This window comes from Colwellia sp. BRX10-1 (genome assembly GCF_014077545.1).
Lineage (GTDB): Bacteria > Pseudomonadota > Gammaproteobacteria > Enterobacterales > Alteromonadaceae > Colwellia_A.
The window spans coordinates 239,389-254,189 of sequence record NZ_JACGWC010000004.1 but is presented as its reverse complement, the minus strand read 5'-3'; the positions used below and the strand labels follow the sequence as shown (position 1 = coordinate 254,189).

15 protein-coding genes are annotated in these 14,801 nt (G+C 36.4%); 8 read left to right on the top strand and 7 right to left on the bottom strand.

Annotation, left to right across the window (positions count from 1 at the left end; genetic code table 11):
• Window positions 1–249: 249 nt before the first annotated feature.
• The gene (locus H4J75_RS06265; RefSeq protein WP_182221637.1) at window positions 250–1,257 is read right to left on the bottom strand and encodes an MBL fold metallo-hydrolase; all 1,008 of its coding nucleotides are present in this window, start codon (window positions 1,255–1,257) and stop codon (window positions 250–252) included.
• 813 nt (window positions 1,258–2,070) lie between these two features.
• On the opposite strand from H4J75_RS06265, the gene H4J75_RS06260 reads away from it, so the two are divergent.
• Complete coding sequence (locus H4J75_RS06260) at window positions 2,071–2,682, top strand: hypothetical protein (protein WP_182221636.1); 612 nt, start codon at window positions 2,071–2,073, stop codon at window positions 2,680–2,682.
• Window positions 2,683–3,325: 643 nt separating this feature from the next.
• On the top strand, window positions 3,326–3,874 hold the full coding sequence (locus H4J75_RS06255) for a hypothetical protein (protein WP_182221635.1): 549 nt from the start codon (window positions 3,326–3,328) through the stop codon (window positions 3,872–3,874).
• A gap of 46 nt (window positions 3,875–3,920) precedes the next feature.
• On the opposite strand, the gene H4J75_RS06250 is transcribed toward H4J75_RS06255, so the two are convergent.
• Window positions 3,921–4,892, bottom strand: a complete 972-nt coding sequence (locus H4J75_RS06250; protein ID WP_182221634.1) for a DnaJ C-terminal domain-containing protein — start codon at window positions 4,890–4,892, stop codon at window positions 3,921–3,923.
• Between the two features lie 199 nt (window positions 4,893–5,091).
• Here H4J75_RS06250 and H4J75_RS06245 point away from each other — a divergent pair, with 199 nt between their 5' ends.
• A complete protein-coding gene (locus H4J75_RS06245; RefSeq protein ID WP_182214830.1) occupies window positions 5,092–5,367 on the top strand; it encodes a GNAT family N-acetyltransferase in 276 nt (91 codons plus the stop codon).
• A gap of 160 nt (window positions 5,368–5,527) precedes the next feature.
• Here H4J75_RS06245 and H4J75_RS06240 read toward each other — a convergent pair whose 3' ends face one another.
• On the bottom strand, window positions 5,528–5,866 hold the full coding sequence (locus H4J75_RS06240) for a GIY-YIG nuclease family protein (RefSeq protein ID WP_182214831.1): 339 nt from the start codon (window positions 5,864–5,866) through the stop codon (window positions 5,528–5,530).
• Between the two features lie 469 nt (window positions 5,867–6,335).
• Between H4J75_RS06240 and H4J75_RS06235 the strand changes: the two genes are divergently transcribed.
• From H4J75_RS06235 to minE, 5 genes are all read left to right on the top strand, one after another.
• Window positions 6,336–6,608, top strand: a complete 273-nt coding sequence (locus H4J75_RS06235; RefSeq protein WP_182214833.1) for a DUF904 domain-containing protein — start codon at window positions 6,336–6,338, stop codon at window positions 6,606–6,608.
• On the top strand, window positions 6,608–6,889 hold the full coding sequence (locus H4J75_RS06230; RefSeq protein WP_182214834.1) for a cell division protein ZapA: 282 nt from the start codon (window positions 6,608–6,610) through the stop codon (window positions 6,887–6,889). Before H4J75_RS06235 ends, H4J75_RS06230 begins: the two co-directional genes overlap by 1 nt.
• A gap of 91 nt (window positions 6,890–6,980) precedes the next feature.
• On the top strand, window positions 6,981–7,700 hold the full coding sequence (gene minC, locus H4J75_RS06225) for a septum site-determining protein MinC (RefSeq protein WP_182214836.1): 720 nt from the start codon (window positions 6,981–6,983) through the stop codon (window positions 7,698–7,700).
• 28 nt (window positions 7,701–7,728) lie between these two features.
• Window positions 7,729–8,538, top strand: coding sequence for a septum site-determining protein MinD (minD, locus tag H4J75_RS06220; protein ID WP_070374181.1), 810 nt, complete (start codon window positions 7,729–7,731; stop codon window positions 8,536–8,538).
• A gap of 1 nt (window position 8,539) precedes the next feature.
• Entirely contained in the window at window positions 8,540–8,818 is a 279-nt protein-coding gene (gene minE / locus H4J75_RS06215; RefSeq protein WP_070374180.1) for a cell division topological specificity factor MinE, read from the top strand.
• 135 nt (window positions 8,819–8,953) lie between these two features.
• Here the strand turns inward: minE and H4J75_RS06210 are convergent, their stop codons facing one another.
• From H4J75_RS06210 to H4J75_RS06195, 4 genes are all read right to left on the bottom strand, one after another.
• A complete protein-coding gene (locus tag H4J75_RS06210; protein ID WP_182214838.1) occupies window positions 8,954–9,598 on the bottom strand; it encodes a thioredoxin domain-containing protein in 645 nt (214 codons plus the stop codon).
• Window positions 9,595–10,038, bottom strand: a complete 444-nt coding sequence (locus H4J75_RS06205; protein ID WP_182214840.1) for a disulfide bond formation protein B — start codon at window positions 10,036–10,038, stop codon at window positions 9,595–9,597. Before H4J75_RS06205 ends, H4J75_RS06210 begins: the two co-directional genes overlap by 4 nt.
• A gap of 70 nt (window positions 10,039–10,108) precedes the next feature.
• Window positions 10,109–12,268 carry a S46 family peptidase gene (locus tag H4J75_RS06200; protein ID WP_182214841.1) on the bottom strand — a complete coding sequence of 720 codons (2,160 nt, stop codon included), beginning with the start codon at window positions 12,266–12,268 and terminating at the stop codon, window positions 10,109–10,111.
• Between the two features lie 237 nt (window positions 12,269–12,505).
• A complete protein-coding gene (locus H4J75_RS06195; protein WP_182214843.1) occupies window positions 12,506–14,593 on the bottom strand; it encodes a dipeptidyl-peptidase 3 family protein in 2,088 nt (695 codons plus the stop codon).
• Window positions 14,594–14,801 lie beyond the last annotated feature (208 nt).

Here is a 14,801-nt window from a genome sequence, read left to right as displayed (position 1 = left end):
TTCGAACGGTTTGACTGCAAATATGATAATACGGCGTATCAGATAAACTAATTTGTTGTGAACGAGGCTTGGGCATAACAATCACCACACTTATAAGAGGGTAAATTAAGTGTAGTTTATTGTTGGAAAATTGAACGGTTTATTATGGGTGGCTTAATTAGTGATCCTATTGCAGCTATAGTCTATTGTCATGTTTTTTAGCCTCAAAATATTTAAGTGATATCAATAGTGAACTGACTGCAATATCACCTAAATTGAATAAGGCTTTCCAAAAGTAGGAATAATTACTTTAAGAGGATCCATGTTTAATTTCTTAATTTCTTCATTAAGAGTTTCAATTGGATCATTATATCCCTCATCAGTTAACTTAAAAGTTCCAAAGTGAATACCGATCATCTTCTTACTCTCTAGGTCTCTAAATGCTTGTAAAGAATCCTTTGGGTTAAGGTGGGCATCTTTCATGAACCATCTAGGTTCATATGCTCCAATTGGAATCAAAGAAAGATCCGGTGCACCAAGTTTCTCTTTAATTTTTTTAAAAAACTTTCCATATCCGGTGTCTCCTGCAAAGTAGATCTTATAATTATTTTCAATATAGAATCCACCCCAAAGCATTTTCCTTTTATCGAATAGACCTCTGGCTGACCAATGCTGGGAAGGAACAAAAGTAATCTTAGTATTATTAGCTGTTATATTTTGCCACCAATCCAGATCGACAGCGGCTTCAATTCCATTATCTTCTAGAAATGACTTTGTTTTCAATCCTGCAACGAATTTGGGGGCATCTCTATCGTTTAATCGCTTAAGCGTATCAAGATCTAGATGGTCATAATGATTATGAGATATAAGAACGATATCTATTGATGGCAGATCATCAAAGGCAATACCAGGTTTAACGACTCTTTTGGGTCCAGCAAATTGAACAGGTGAAGCTCTGAGTGAATAATGAGGATCTGTTAATATGTTTAAATTATCAATCTGAATAAGAACTGATGCATGGCTGATCACAGTAATTATTGGCTTTACCGATCTTTGGCTAGAGGGTTTAAACTGCTTGGAGTCAATTTTATCTGGCCAAGGAGTAGACTCACTTATAGCCTTAATTCTCCAACTGAGTAGGTCAAATATACTTTTATCGCTAAAAGGCTCAATGTTATCAAATTTCACACCGTCAAAAGGAGCATTAGTCTTTTCATAAGGTTGAGATACACAAGAGGATAGTAAAAGGGTAAATATTAACGCTGATAGTTTTTTCATTTAGCTTGCTCATTTTTTCTTAGTCTTTATTTAAAACCAAAAACATATTAATTAACGTATAGGCTTAGCTATTAAATTAAAGGTTAATGAATATACTTTTAATATGTAAGGAAGCTCCAATTAAAAACTAGACAAACTTTATGAAAGTAAGCTTGAAGAAGCTATGCATGGCTAGCGTAAAGGGGATATAAAATCATACGCAATGATCACGCTTAAACTGAAAAATTTAAAATACAAATTTTAGAACGACAAGTATCTTCAAAAAAATAACAGTTTATTATGGATACTTCTCAGTAATATGGTTCGAATAATTTATTAGAAAATATATCGACAAAAAGTAATGAGAAATTCCGAAAAGTGCACAGTTGCAGTTCAACAGTGAACGAGCTCTGCTGGTTCAGTTGACCTAGACAAATATTAAAAATATTTATCCCTTTTTAGCATTAGAATTCATACGATCCACGAACTAAAAAAGTTCACACTCTTAACTATAAAATAACATTTTACCGTGTTTAAATTCGCTAGTTATTGATGTTAATGCCTGCTCTTGTATCAAAGCAGTCAGTGGTAAGTCATATTGAAACGCTAACGTTTACCACTTAGTTATAAGCTTTTGTGAACCAAAACCATCCCTCTTGATGGACAGTTTAGATACGAAAAAAGACATTATATCTGATACTTATAAAAAATGAGACCCAGTCGACTCTAAATAGCAATTAAAGGCTTTGGATAGTTTTTTTGGATACATTTCAGATTGAGAATCAAAAAGCAGTACGATATGATTCTGGTATACAACTATAATAGTGAATCATAATGGCCTTAACTTATAACAAAACTATACTTTGGTTTTCCTTGGCTTTGGGACTGTTAATAAGCACCTATGGCTTTGTAGCTGGCCCTATAAGTCTGTTGTCTCTAATAGATGTTGTAAAAGGAAACAAACCCTTTAGTGAACTTCATAAACCTAGACCTTTCAGCGCTGTTATCAAAAGAGGGCCTGATGTCGCCCTCGATGATGATAATGTATATATGTCCTCCACTAATTTTAAATACGATATCTACAATATTTTATCTATATTTCTTGCAAATAAGACACAAATAGAAATAGATTCAATTAAGCGCAACCTTGAACCCCTCAGTAAATTACGTCAAGTATATTGGGAATCTAACCGTTACGTAAAAATAACAGAAGAGCAAAGTAATTTAAAAAAAGAATATGATGGAAGGATTACAGGCGGGTATGAATGGGAAATCGACACTAGAACACTCAAGTATTTATTACAAAACATCCCAAAGAAAGAAATTTTATTGTCACTTAAATCTAACAATATCTTAACTAAATCATCGGATATTAGAATTCAGAGTAAAAGTGTTATGTTTGAATTTTCACCTACTGGTCGGTTATTACGAATATATTCTAGGTAGTAATAAAAGAGTCGACATAAAAAGTTGCTATGGTGTCAAAGAGCAACCAAACCTAACTTTCTAGGAAATAAATACGTTAAGTTTACCGCTCACCAAAGACGATTCGCTAATATCTCATGTCCGCTTGAAGTTATGTCCTGAATTTAGAAAGTGAGCCTACTACCTTCAACTAAGCGCACAAAGAACTAAGCCGCTGAACATGAACTAACGTTGTGGTGGTTTTTGTCTATCAAAATTATGGTAGTTTGATGCCTTCTGAATACTAAAACAGTTCAAAAAAACATTGATACTAATGACCGTTTGTCTGATCACTTGTCGCTAGATAAGCCGAGACTAATGTCCGATATCGTATCTAAAACGTCTTTAAAGTTAATCTGTGCTGACGAACGTTTGCTGAAATACTGAGGGTTAAAGCTATTTATCCAAAAGACGTAATGGTGGAGCACTTGTCATTATAAAAATAACTAGTAACATCTGTTTTTAACAATACGCGACTAATGACTGATTAATAGCTAAAAGTTATTGATGGGGCAATGTCGATGTTATTTAGTAGCTGCATTCAATATTATTGACTTACGGTTTTAATGCAACTCGGGGCAAAGCTATTGTCATAACTCAAGGTGTTAATGGGTAAATAAGATTTATGAATATAGTGATAGTTTCAGATGTTTTTGGTATGACCCCCGCTTTAATAAAACTAAAAGATAAACTCGGGGTAACGACTATTGTTGATCCATATAATGGAAAAAGTATGGATTTTAAAAATGAAGCTGAGGCATATTCATACTTTATGGCTGAGGTTGGACTTGATCGCTATATTTCAATAGTCTTAGAGGCCTTGGTGTCGCTTGATGGAAAAACAACACTCATTGGGTTTAGTATTGGGGCCTCGGCTATTTGGAGAATTTCTCAAACAAATGAAAATAATTTTATCAAACAAGCTTTTTGTTTTTATAGCTCACAAATAAGAAATTTCACCCAAATAGACCCGTATTTTAAAATAAATTTAATCTTTCCTAAAAATGAAGCTCATTTTGATGTTATTGAGCTTATAAAAAAGCTTGAAGCTAAAGCTAATGTTAAAATAACACAAGTAGAGTACCTACATGGTTTTATGAATTATCATTCGAATAACTTCAATAATACCGGTTATCAAAAATATGTTACTTTGTTGCGAACCATTACCTGTTAGTCTATTACCCCGAGCAGACGCTAAATACTTTGTTTAACTACTTTGTTTAACTACTTTGTTTAACCTTGTCATCTTCACTTTCTTTTTTGCTAGTATCATTCGCGAGTCCTTTTAAAGATTGGTATAGCGCTTCTTCTGCTGCGGATAAGCTTTTTGGAAAAACAATTTTAAGTTTTACAAAAAAGTCTCCAGCAATTTTACCTGGTAAGCCCCGACCTTTTAGACGCATTTTAGCACCACTACTTACTAATTTAGGCAGGCTTAAATCAATTGTTCCTGTTGGTGTTGGCACTTTTACTTTTTCACCTAGTGCTGCTTGCCATGGACTAATAGTAAGCTCGGTGGTGATGTCTTGCCCTTCAATGGTATATAAGGGATGAGGGTTAAAGCCCACTTCAATATATAAGTCACCATTGTTAGCGCCGCCAAAACCTGTTTCACCTTGCTTTTGTAAACGAATTTTCTGTCCAGGTTTAATACCTTTTGGAATACTTACTTTCAAGGTTCGCGCTTTTGATTGTGCTTGTCCATGTTCATCAACCACTTGATCTTGCAAGGTAAAGCTTCGAGTTGCCCCGGTATATGCATCAGGTAAGTCAATTAATACTTTTGCATGACTGTCTCGCCCTTGCCTAGACTGAGGACCACGCGATGAATGCTGGTTTGCGTTGAAGCCGCCACCAAATAATGATTCAAAAAAATCACTAAAGTCGCCTTGACCACCGGCATTAAAATTCCCATTACCTTGCTGATATTGCTCTTGCCATTTAGGTGGCGGGGTAAAGCCTGCTTGGCCCGCCTTCCAATTACTACCCAGTTGGTCATAAGCTGCGCGCTTTTCTTTATCGCGTAACACGTCATAGGCTTCATTAATGTCTTTAAAGCGAGCTTCTGCATCTTTTTCTTTACTGACATCGGGATGAAACTTTCGTGCTAATTTCCGATATGATGTTTTAATTTCATCCTGAGACGACGTTTTATCAACGCCCATAATTTTGTAATAATCTTTATAATTCACAGTGAACTCCTGCTTAGTAAACCGGCAGATAAATATTGTCCTAATGTTAACTAGTCCAATTTGATGGTGTTATTATAAGAATAAATAAATATGATGAATGTCAGTAATGTGACACTTTCAGTAAAATATGGCAGGTAGACTTAGATCTTTCATGCTATTTTTGAAAGAAGTCGTTTTAATCTCTTTTAAGGAAAAAATAATGTCTTACACGCTCATACATAACGCAAACGAATGTAAATACGAATACCATATCGATGGCGCGGTTGCTTATATCACTTACGATGATCAAAACGGTAATATGCACTTAACCCATACTATTGTTCCTGATGAGCTAGCGGGGAAAGGCCTAGCAAAAACACTGTTAGAAGATGTTCTTCAGCAGATAAAAATTGATAATAAAAAAGCGGTTGCGCAGTGTTCATACATTATCAAATATTTAGAAAAACACCCTGAAGCAAGTCACTTATTTGTATAATTATTGACAATAAAAAGCGTCATTAGCGATGAGTTTTAAAATGAATAAAGTCACTTTTATCTATAGGCGCTTATAACCAATCTGTTATTTCCATAATGTTGACCGTCATCTTAATAGTATATTAATCAGTACTTATTAAGATCAACCCTATAAAAATAGTTTAGTTCACGCTTAAAACGGGTATTTTTAACACTTCTCTTTTTAATAGGCTTCTTGCTATTTCAGGCGATACTTCATAAAACTCGTTAACGTATTTTTTCGCATCAAAATACTGTCTTATCTGCTTTTTAACTTTACACGGATTTTCGCATGCCAAAGAAAAAAAGAGTTGATAATGGCCTGGGCTCTTCTTTGACAGCGACTTTGCATATTCTTCAGTATTGCTTGAAGTACACCCTATTCTAATTACATTTGAAAAAATAGAATGTGTCATTATGTAGACATTGCCAAACGAAACATTATCAAGTGGGTTAACCAAGCGGGAATTTTTTAAGCTCATAAGTTTGTTCTCATTGAGTAATAAAATGTAGTGACTTATTGTCTTTATCTTTATCTATGACGTTATTTTATCGAGTTCTTTGTCTCGAATATTGATCTCGAACTGTTATTTATGTCGTTGCGTTATTATTTGAACGCAGACTTGATGCGGGTCAATGTTTTAGTTATTGATAAGTAGGTTAGAGAAAGGTCAGTTAATTTAGTGATACAAAAGGGTCGAGATTAAGATAGTTTGCGTTGCTAAATGCGTATTGGTGTTAATTAATATAAAAATTTACCGGCTAGACTTCTTATATTTGCCGCTTGTTATTTGGTCGAAGCGCTTGTTTTTTAAACGTGATTTATTAATCTATTCTATCTTTAATAATTGTTACACAAATTAAGGCGATAATTGTCGTAAAAAGTAGCATTCTGCCTCACTTTATATTAAATTTGCCGCCCTTAATTAGTACAGTTAACCAGAGCGCCTTATGAACGAAAATACTCTCCCACAACTCGAACAACTGATCGAAAAAATCATTGATAAAAATAACCAATTAAAAAGCCAAATAGCAGAATTAGCAGAGCAAAAAGCAGGCTTAGCTCAGCAAGTGGCAGAATTAGCAGAGCAAAAAGCTTTGCTTGTCGATGAAAATGAAACCTTTCAGCTTGAAGTCTTAGAAGGTGAAGAAAAACAGAAACAAACAAATAATGTATTAACTGCTTTATTAGCTAAATTGCAAAGTGCAGAAGAGCTTAGTTAATGTCTATTAAAGACTCTAATGGCATCAGCATTGAAATTATGGGTAAGCTACATCAGTTTTCTTGCCCAGCTGAACAGGCAGAGGATTTAAAGGAAGCGGCTAGTAAACTTGCTGTTATGTGCGATGACATTAAACAGCAAAGAGGAAATGCTAGCAGCGAGCGTGCTTTATTAGTTGCGTCAATTAATTTAAGCTATTCATTATTAATAGCAAATAATAAAATTGAGCAAAATCAACACAGACAAGAAGTGTTGATTTCGACACTTAAAAACGCTTTATAAACACTTTCACCTTTTCTAGTATTGCCACTATCGCTGAGTAAGTTAAGATAGTGGTAATCATCGTTACTTTATACTTAGGAAAAATTTAGCTATGGCTGATGCTAGCATTGAATTTAAAGGTTCAAGCTTTACCCTGTCTGTTTTACATTTAAAAACATCAAAATTAGCAGATATTCGGTCTGATTTAGCAAAAAAAGTCGCGCAAGCGCCAGATTTTTTTTATCTTGTTCCTATTGTGGTTAGTATTGAAAAATTAGAGGGTTCGGTTGACTATCAAGCAATCAAATCATTAATTGAAGAATTCAATTTTACCTTTGTTGGCTTTACGGGGTTGATAGCTAACGAACAACGAACGTTGATCCGCGAACTTGGCTTTTCATTCGTTAATACGGCAAAAAACCAGTCTTTAGATAAAGCGCCTCGTGCAGAAAAACCAGAAATTACAAAAACTGAAACGATAGCAGATATACCAGATCGTGGACTTTTCAGCGATAAAATACATCGTGGTCAAATTCGTTCTGGTCAGCAAGTTTATGCTAAAGACCAAAATTTAGTGGTTATTGGCTCAGTATCTGCTGGAGCTGAAGTGATTGCTGATGGTAATATTCATGTTTATGGTTCGTTACGTGGTCGAGCCATTGCCGGCGCAACAGGTCACCATCATGCGCAAATATATTGCCAAAATCTTGAAGCAGAATTAGTTTCGATTAATGGTAACTATTGGCTAAGCGAGTCAATGGAGCAACATTGGGGCTCACCCGTATATATACATTTGACTGACAGTGAATTAACGTCATCAAAACTTATTTAACTTTTAACTTATAAAGGATATTCGGTCTATGGCACGAATAATAGTAGTTACATCAGGAAAGGGCGGGGTTGGCAAAACGACATCAAGTGCGGCAATAGGTCTTGGTTTGGCGTTAAAAGGTCAAAAGGTTGTGTTAATTGATTTTGATATAGGCTTACGAAATCTTGATTTGATTATGGGCTGTGAACGCCGAGTTGTTTATGACTTTGTTAATGTGATTAATGGTGAGGCCACCCTGAATCAGGCATTAATTAAAGATAAGCGTGTCAGTAGTTTATCTATATTACCTGCTTCACAAACCCGTGACAAAGATGCGTTAAATAAAGAAAACGTTGGTAAGGTTCTTGAAGAGCTTGGAAAAACCTATGACTATATAGTTTGTGATTCTCCCGCGGGTATTGAAGCAGGCGCTATGATGGCGCTTTATTATGCTGATGAAGCTATAGTCACTACTAACCCTGAAGTTTCATCGGTTCGTGACTCTGATCGAATTTTAGGTATGTTAGCTAGCCGTTCTCGCAGAGCTGAGCTTGGCTTAGAACCTATTAAAGAACATTTATTATTAACGCGTTATTCACCTAAGCGTGTTGATGATGGTGAAATGCTAAGTGTTGAAGATGTGGTAGATATTCTATCAATACCTTTATTAGGTGTTATTCCGGAATCACAAGCGGTACTTAAGGCATCTAATGCCGGTGAGCCAGTGATCTTAGATACTGAAAGTGATGCAGGAAAAGCGTATCAGGATGTGGTTGATCGCCTTTTAGGTGAAACCGTTGATTTTAGATTTTTACATGCTAAGAAAAAAGGCATTCTTAGTCGTATGTTTGGAGGATAACATGGCATTACTTGATTATTTTTTACGTAAAAAAGAAAAACAGGTAACAACCGCTTCTAAGGCGAAAGAACGTTTACAAATTATTGTTGCCCATGAGCGCAATAGTCGAAATAAACAACCTGATTACTTGCCGCAACTCACTGCGGATATCCTTGAGGTATTGCGTAAGTACATTAAAGTCACCGATGAAAGTTTTTCGATAAACCTTGATAATAAAGGTGGCGATTTAAATGTCTTAGAACTTAATATTGAATTAAGTGATGAGAACAGTATTAACTAAGTCGATTTGATATTGTTTATCAGACCTTATTGGTAAACATAAAAAAGGCGCGTATTCTTTGAGAGAATACGCGCCTTTTTCATTTTATTTACGATAAAATGATTAAACATTTTACCGTCATCTTGTTTTTAACACTTAGTAGGCTTCTGCGATGGCTTCTTCAACTAACTGAGTTAACTGTTCGTAGCCAAAATTAACCAGAGGTTTTCCATTAACAAAAAACTGCGGCGTTGCTCGAACTTCGAGGGTTTTACCGTCTGCGATATCTTGCATTATAACCTTGCTAACGTTTTCGCTACTGACATCACGCATAAACTGTGCACTATCTAAAGGTAAGTCCTTTAATAACGCACGAGCACTTTGTGGTTGAGCAACATGATGGCGAGTCCAGGCTTGCTGTTTGGCAAATAAAATTTCTACTGCCGGCCAAAACTGTTCTTGTAAGTGTGCGGCTTCAAGTAGTTTAACCACTTGATCTGAACCCTTATGGAAAGGGGTGTAGCGCATCATAACCTTAACTTTACCAGGGTAGCGTTTAATTAAATTATTTACCAGTGGGTAAAAAGCTGAACATGTTTCGCAAGCAGGATCGAAAAATTCGACAATGGTCACTTTTGCCTCTAACGGTCCTTTTATTGGCGCGCCAACACGTTCAATGATGTCGAGGTTTTCAACCTTAGCGCTCTGGTGGCTATTGTTTGCTTTAAATATTGTTGCTGCGCCAATAAAAGCCAAAAGGATAATAAGGCTGGCGCTAATGAAAAGTGTTTTTTTATTCATGATGATTCCGATTTAGTCATAAAAAATAATAATAAAGCCATGAGACTAAAGGTTAGTAAAGACATCATTGGCATATTTAAGAACCCAAAAACATTGAGATGCGTTTCTGAACAAGGAATATCTTGTACGCAGGGCTGTGCGCTTTTAGGAATATAACCGGCCACTAATAACACATGAAATAATGCGGTTAGCCAACCAAATAAAACCAATACACTCGCATAGCGGGTCACTTTAGCGTCGAATGGAAATAAGGCCATTGGTAAAATAACGACCAAAGGGTACATAGCAATTCGCTGATACCAGCACAAAGAGCAAACGGGGAGTTTAACAACCTCACTAAAAAATAAACTAGCAAGCGTGCTTATGGTGGCGAGTACCCAAACTGAAAAGAGTAACAGCCAACCTTTGGATAACGTATTGTTAGCAGGTATATCGTTCATATAATCTCGTTTAGTTAACGTTAAAAATCCAGCCTAAGCCGGATTTTTAAGGGAAATAAAATTAAGTTAATTATTCAACTATATCCATTTCTTCAATAAGATTGGTCGCGCCGTCAACATGTTCCATCACCCATAACATGTATTTAATATCAACGTGAATCGATCTGTTTAATTTAGTGTCGTAATCCCAATCACCAATAATACTTTCATAAACACCGTCAAAGACTAAACCAACAAATTCTGCCTTATCGTTGAGAGTAGGTGAGCCAGAGTTACCACCGGTAATATCTAATGTGCCTAGGTAGTTTACTGGCACTGAGCCGAGTTCTTTCTTAGCGTATTCGCCATAATTTTTACTCTTAATTAACTCGAGTTGTTTTTTAGACGCATTAAAAGGTTTTATACCTGTGTCTTTTTCTACTATACCTTCAAGTGTGGTAAAAGGTGTTGCAGTGAGTCCGTCTACTGGCGAATAACCTTTTACGTTACCGTAAGTAATACGTAATGTACTGTTAGCATCTGCGTATACAGGGAGTTTTTTATCGTTAAAATAGGCGATTAACGCTTCCATATACTTAGGACGATAAGCTTGAATATTACCAGACAATTCTTCGTCTTTTTCTTCAAGTGCTTTTCTTACAGAAAAAGTCTTTACGGCAAGTTGAATAAAGGGATCTGAGCTTTTTTCAAAGTCGGCTACCGATTTATTCATCCAAGTAAGGCGAGTTTCTTGGTCAGCAATTGTTGATGTTTGATACATTTTTTCAAGCTTAGTGCTTAAGGCTTTTTTATTTAGCCCTTGTTCAAGTTCAAAAAATTCATCGATGGCGAGAATACGTTCTGATTTAGGCAATTCAACATAATGTGTCAACATAGCGAATAAGATCTTTTGATCGATATTCGCGTCGAATCGACGATTAAAGGTTTTCATGCTTTGTTCAAAACGTGCAAGATCACGTTCTTGGTAACCCCTTTCTCTTGCTACGTTTGGTTTGTTTTTTTCTACGGCTAAACGATGTAAACGATAAGCGGTGCTTAACATTTTGTTGTAAGCCATATAACCTAGAATAAGATCGCGTGCTTGAGTTTTTTGGTTTTGTTTTAGTAGCTTATTTAGGCCGGTAAGTGCGTTGCCATATTTAGCCTTTCGCATTTTATCAGCATTGATCCAAGCGCTTAAGTCTTGTTCTAGTTGCTGTTTACGGGCTAACGTTGTGCCTTTATTGTAGCTTTTTATCATGCTACCGTAATTTTTTGCGTAGTTAGCTAAGCCGGCTAAGGTGCTTTCGTACTTTATTCTCGCTTCACTTTCTGGTGCAGACTCGTTATGAATTAAGTCGATAAGCTCTTCACGATAATTTTTAGCATTAGGGTAAGTCCAAGTAAATTGGTTTTCAACCTCTAGTGCAGTGCGGTAACGGTTGGTGCGTCCTGGGTAACCTAGCACCATAATGTAATCGCCTTCATCAACACTACTTTTATTCACTTTTAGGTGATGCTTTGGCTCATAAGGTACGTTGTCTTTACTAAAATCGGCGGGTTGGCCATCTTTACCGACATATGCACGATAAAAACCATAGTCTCCGGTGTGGCGTGGCCACATCCAGTTATCAACATCGCCACCATACTTACCAACACTACTTGCTGGAGCATGGACTAAACGAACATCGCGAATAGTTAATTGTTTAAATAAATAATATTCTAAACCGCCATGAAAATTGACAACACTACAACGATATTTGTCATCACTTTCACATTCAGCTACTAATGTTTTAGAGTTTTTATCTATGGCTTTATAGCGCTCAGAGCCCGACATGTTCTCGGTAATACTGCCCTTAATTAACGTGGTAACATCATTGATTTCTTCGGTTACATAGATACGACTGCCGGGTGTAGCGGGTAGCTCTTCATCAAAGGTTTTTGCTAGAAAACCATTGGCGAGTAGGTTGTTTTCTGCTGTTGAGTTGTATTGAACAGAGCCATAAACACAATGGTGATTAGAGGCAACTAGGCCTTTATCAGAAACAAAAGAAGCCGTGCAGCCACCAAGGCTGACAATAGCACCCATAGGAAAACCAGTAAGATCGGTTAAATCGTTAGGATTTAATTTTAAACCTGCTTGGGTAAGTTCTGATGCAATGCTTGGCAATTGGTGAGGTTGCCACATACCTTCATCAGCTGTGGCAAATGTTGAAGCCATCGCTAATAATAAAATCGTTGTTTTTTTCATTAGAATTCTCTGGATTGTATTAATTTATAGTTTTAATTTTATAGTTATAAGCTGCGCGTAAATATTATAAAATACTTAGTTGTCATGTTTTTACTTAATATTGCTAATCGACATTATGCCAAAGATAACTTTAAGGATAAAGAGGGCGTTTTAAGCAAAATAAACAAGGCGTATGATTATTGTGATCACACGCCTTGGTTTCTGATAACGTTTACGTTATTTTAAGAGGTTTTGACTTTAGTTTAAAACGGGCAATAAACCATAATCTTTACCATATTCCAACATCTGCTCTTGGAAGTTATCAGGGTAAGTGATTTTAACATTAGTCATTTTATCACCTAGATAAACGGCCTCTAATTTAGGGTTAACAAAACCAGAATATGGTGCTAATTTAAGTTTCTCATAACGGCTCAACACTTCTAAGTGCAATTTTTTGTCAACCTTAACCGCATAGCCTTCAATTAAAGCTTGGCCTGCAGCAAAGTCACCTTCAGACTTTATTCGTTGTAATTCACGTAATAATTGGCCAAATAATGTCCGTAGCTTTTGATAGTCGTTGACAACAAAAAAAGTTTTTCCATCACGAACTCGCTTTTCAATAACATTGTCAGTGGCACCTTTTTCAAATGCCCAACTTGCAATTAACTGGCGGTTACGCATGTGTGCTTCTTCAATATGCTCACCCTCTTTTAGACGCCTTAATTGCAACATCATGCCGTTACGAATATAACTGTCGTAGCTTGCTTTACCCACTTCTAAGCTTGGCATTGCACCCATATCAATTAATTTTTGATCCATAAGATAGTACAAGGCAATTAAGTCGGCGCGACCTTCTTCAAGGGCTGACGAATATTGCTTTAACGTTTCTTTAGGTGTGCCAACGCCTTCGTTAATTTGCCCCGAAGCATGACCAACAACTTCATGTAAATCGGTATGTAAGTGAGACGCTAACGGACCAAATTCTTTGCTGCGGGCAAGTTCAGCATCGTCCCAAACAAACTCGGCTAACGAACCACCTTTTACGTTGTCATAAGCACTAACAATATTAGTTAAGCTTACCGACTTTGAACCATGCTCAGCGCGTATCCAGTTAGCGTTGGGTAAGTTAATGCCAATAGGCGTAGAAGGAGAAGCATCGCCAGATTCAATAACAACTGTAATGGCTTTACCGGTAATACCTTTGACTTCTTTTTTCTTATGGCTTTCAATGAGTGGTGAATTATCTTCAAACCACTGAGCTTCTGCGGCAATCTTAGCAATCACCTTGGTGGCTTCGTGATCTTTTACCGAAACAACGGATTCAAATGAACCTCTGTAAGCTAGAGGATCGTCGTAAACTTCGATGAAACCATTTACTACGTCAACATCTGAATTAACGTCTTTAACCCAAGCAATAGAGTAGTCGTCAAAGTCTTTTAAATCACCGCTTCTATAGTATTTAGATAACAAGGTTAGGGCTTTACGTTGTTGCTCGTTTTCAGCAACGGTTGCTGCTTTATCTAGCCAAAAGACAATTTCACTGATGGCTTTATCGTACATACCACCAACTTTCCACACTTGTTCAACTATCTTGCCGTCAATTTTTACTAATTTAGAATTCAAGCCCCAAGATACTGGACGCTTAGGGTCTACATCGACCTTATTTTTATAAAAGTTTTCAACTTCTTGTTCGGTAACGCCTTCATAATAGTTAACGGAAGAGGCAACAACATTATCAATGTTAGCAGACTGATTAACCATTTTAGGTGCGACCGTTGGGTCGAATAAAATAGGCGTTAGTAAGGCCACTAACTGCTCAGCACTTTGGTCTTTATTTAAGGGTAATTTACCTTTTTCGGCAACTGACATGACATAGCGTTCAAAAGTTTCAGGGCTAAATTCAGGGCTGAATTTACCTGACATATAATGGTGATGAATGCCGTTAGAAAACCAAACACGTTTGGTGTATTCATTGAACTTTTTGAATTCTTCGCTGCTTTTGTCTCCGGCATAATCAGCAATAACCGCTTCTAGTGTATGACGAATGGTGAGGTTGTATTTGTAGTTATGATCCCAAGTAATATCACGACCAGAAAGCGCTGCTTTATAAAGATAAAATAACAACTCTTTAGTTTCTAGAGGCAACTCTTCAAAACCAGGTACTTGATAACGTATAACACGGATATCAGCAAAACGGTCTACCTGCCATTTAAATTCATTGTTGCTAGTTGCTGTCGCTTGATGAGTTTGCTTTGGCTCTGCTTTATTGCTGCTTGTTTCTTGTTCAGAGCAGCCAGAAAAAGCGAGCACAGCTGCTAACGCTGCAGATATTTTTGATAATTTCATGTGGTTTTAATTCCAAGTATTGCCCTGCGATCGAGCCTTTTATTATAAGTATTACTTAACGCTAAAATAATACTCACAATGTCGCAATATGTATACCTGTTAACTTTATTGGCAACAATCAGTATTTAGCTTAAAAGGTTTCTTAAAGAACGGAAAAATTAATATTTAGCGTTTTTAATGATGAAATATAGCGGCAATAGCTTGATAT

Bases quoted from the DNA above. Each gene is read 5' to 3' on its own strand.
- H4J75_RS06265 (WP_182221637.1), bottom strand. From the start codon at position 1,257: ATGAAAAAACTATCAGCGTTAATATTTACCCTTTTACTATCCTCTTGT.
- H4J75_RS06260 (WP_182221636.1), top strand. From the start codon at position 2,071: ATGGCCTTAACTTATAACAAAACTATACTTTGGTTTTCCTTGGCTTTG.
- H4J75_RS06255 (WP_182221635.1), top strand. From the start codon at position 3,326: ATGAATATAGTGATAGTTTCAGATGTTTTTGGTATGACCCCCGCTTTA.
- H4J75_RS06245 (WP_182214830.1), top strand. From the start codon at position 5,092: ATGTCTTACACGCTCATACATAACGCAAACGAATGTAAATACGAATAC.
- H4J75_RS06240 (WP_182214831.1), bottom strand. From the start codon at position 5,866: ATGAGCTTAAAAAATTCCCGCTTGGTTAACCCACTTGATAATGTTTCG.
- H4J75_RS06235 (WP_182214833.1), top strand. From the start codon at position 6,336: ATGAACGAAAATACTCTCCCACAACTCGAACAACTGATCGAAAAAATC.
- H4J75_RS06230 (WP_182214834.1), top strand. From the start codon at position 6,608: ATGTCTATTAAAGACTCTAATGGCATCAGCATTGAAATTATGGGTAAG.
- minC (WP_182214836.1), top strand. From the start codon at position 6,981: ATGGCTGATGCTAGCATTGAATTTAAAGGTTCAAGCTTTACCCTGTCT.
- minD (WP_070374181.1), top strand. From the start codon at position 7,729: ATGGCACGAATAATAGTAGTTACATCAGGAAAGGGCGGGGTTGGCAAA.
- minE (WP_070374180.1), top strand. From the start codon at position 8,540: ATGGCATTACTTGATTATTTTTTACGTAAAAAAGAAAAACAGGTAACA.
- H4J75_RS06210 (WP_182214838.1), bottom strand. From the start codon at position 9,598: ATGAATAAAAAAACACTTTTCATTAGCGCCAGCCTTATTATCCTTTTG.
- H4J75_RS06205 (WP_182214840.1), bottom strand. From the start codon at position 10,038: ATGAACGATATACCTGCTAACAATACGTTATCCAAAGGTTGGCTGTTA.
- H4J75_RS06200 (WP_182214841.1), bottom strand. From the start codon at position 12,268: ATGAAAAAAACAACGATTTTATTATTAGCGATGGCTTCAACATTTGCC.
- H4J75_RS06195 (WP_182214843.1), bottom strand. From the start codon at position 14,593: ATGAAATTATCAAAAATATCTGCAGCGTTAGCAGCTGTGCTCGCTTTT.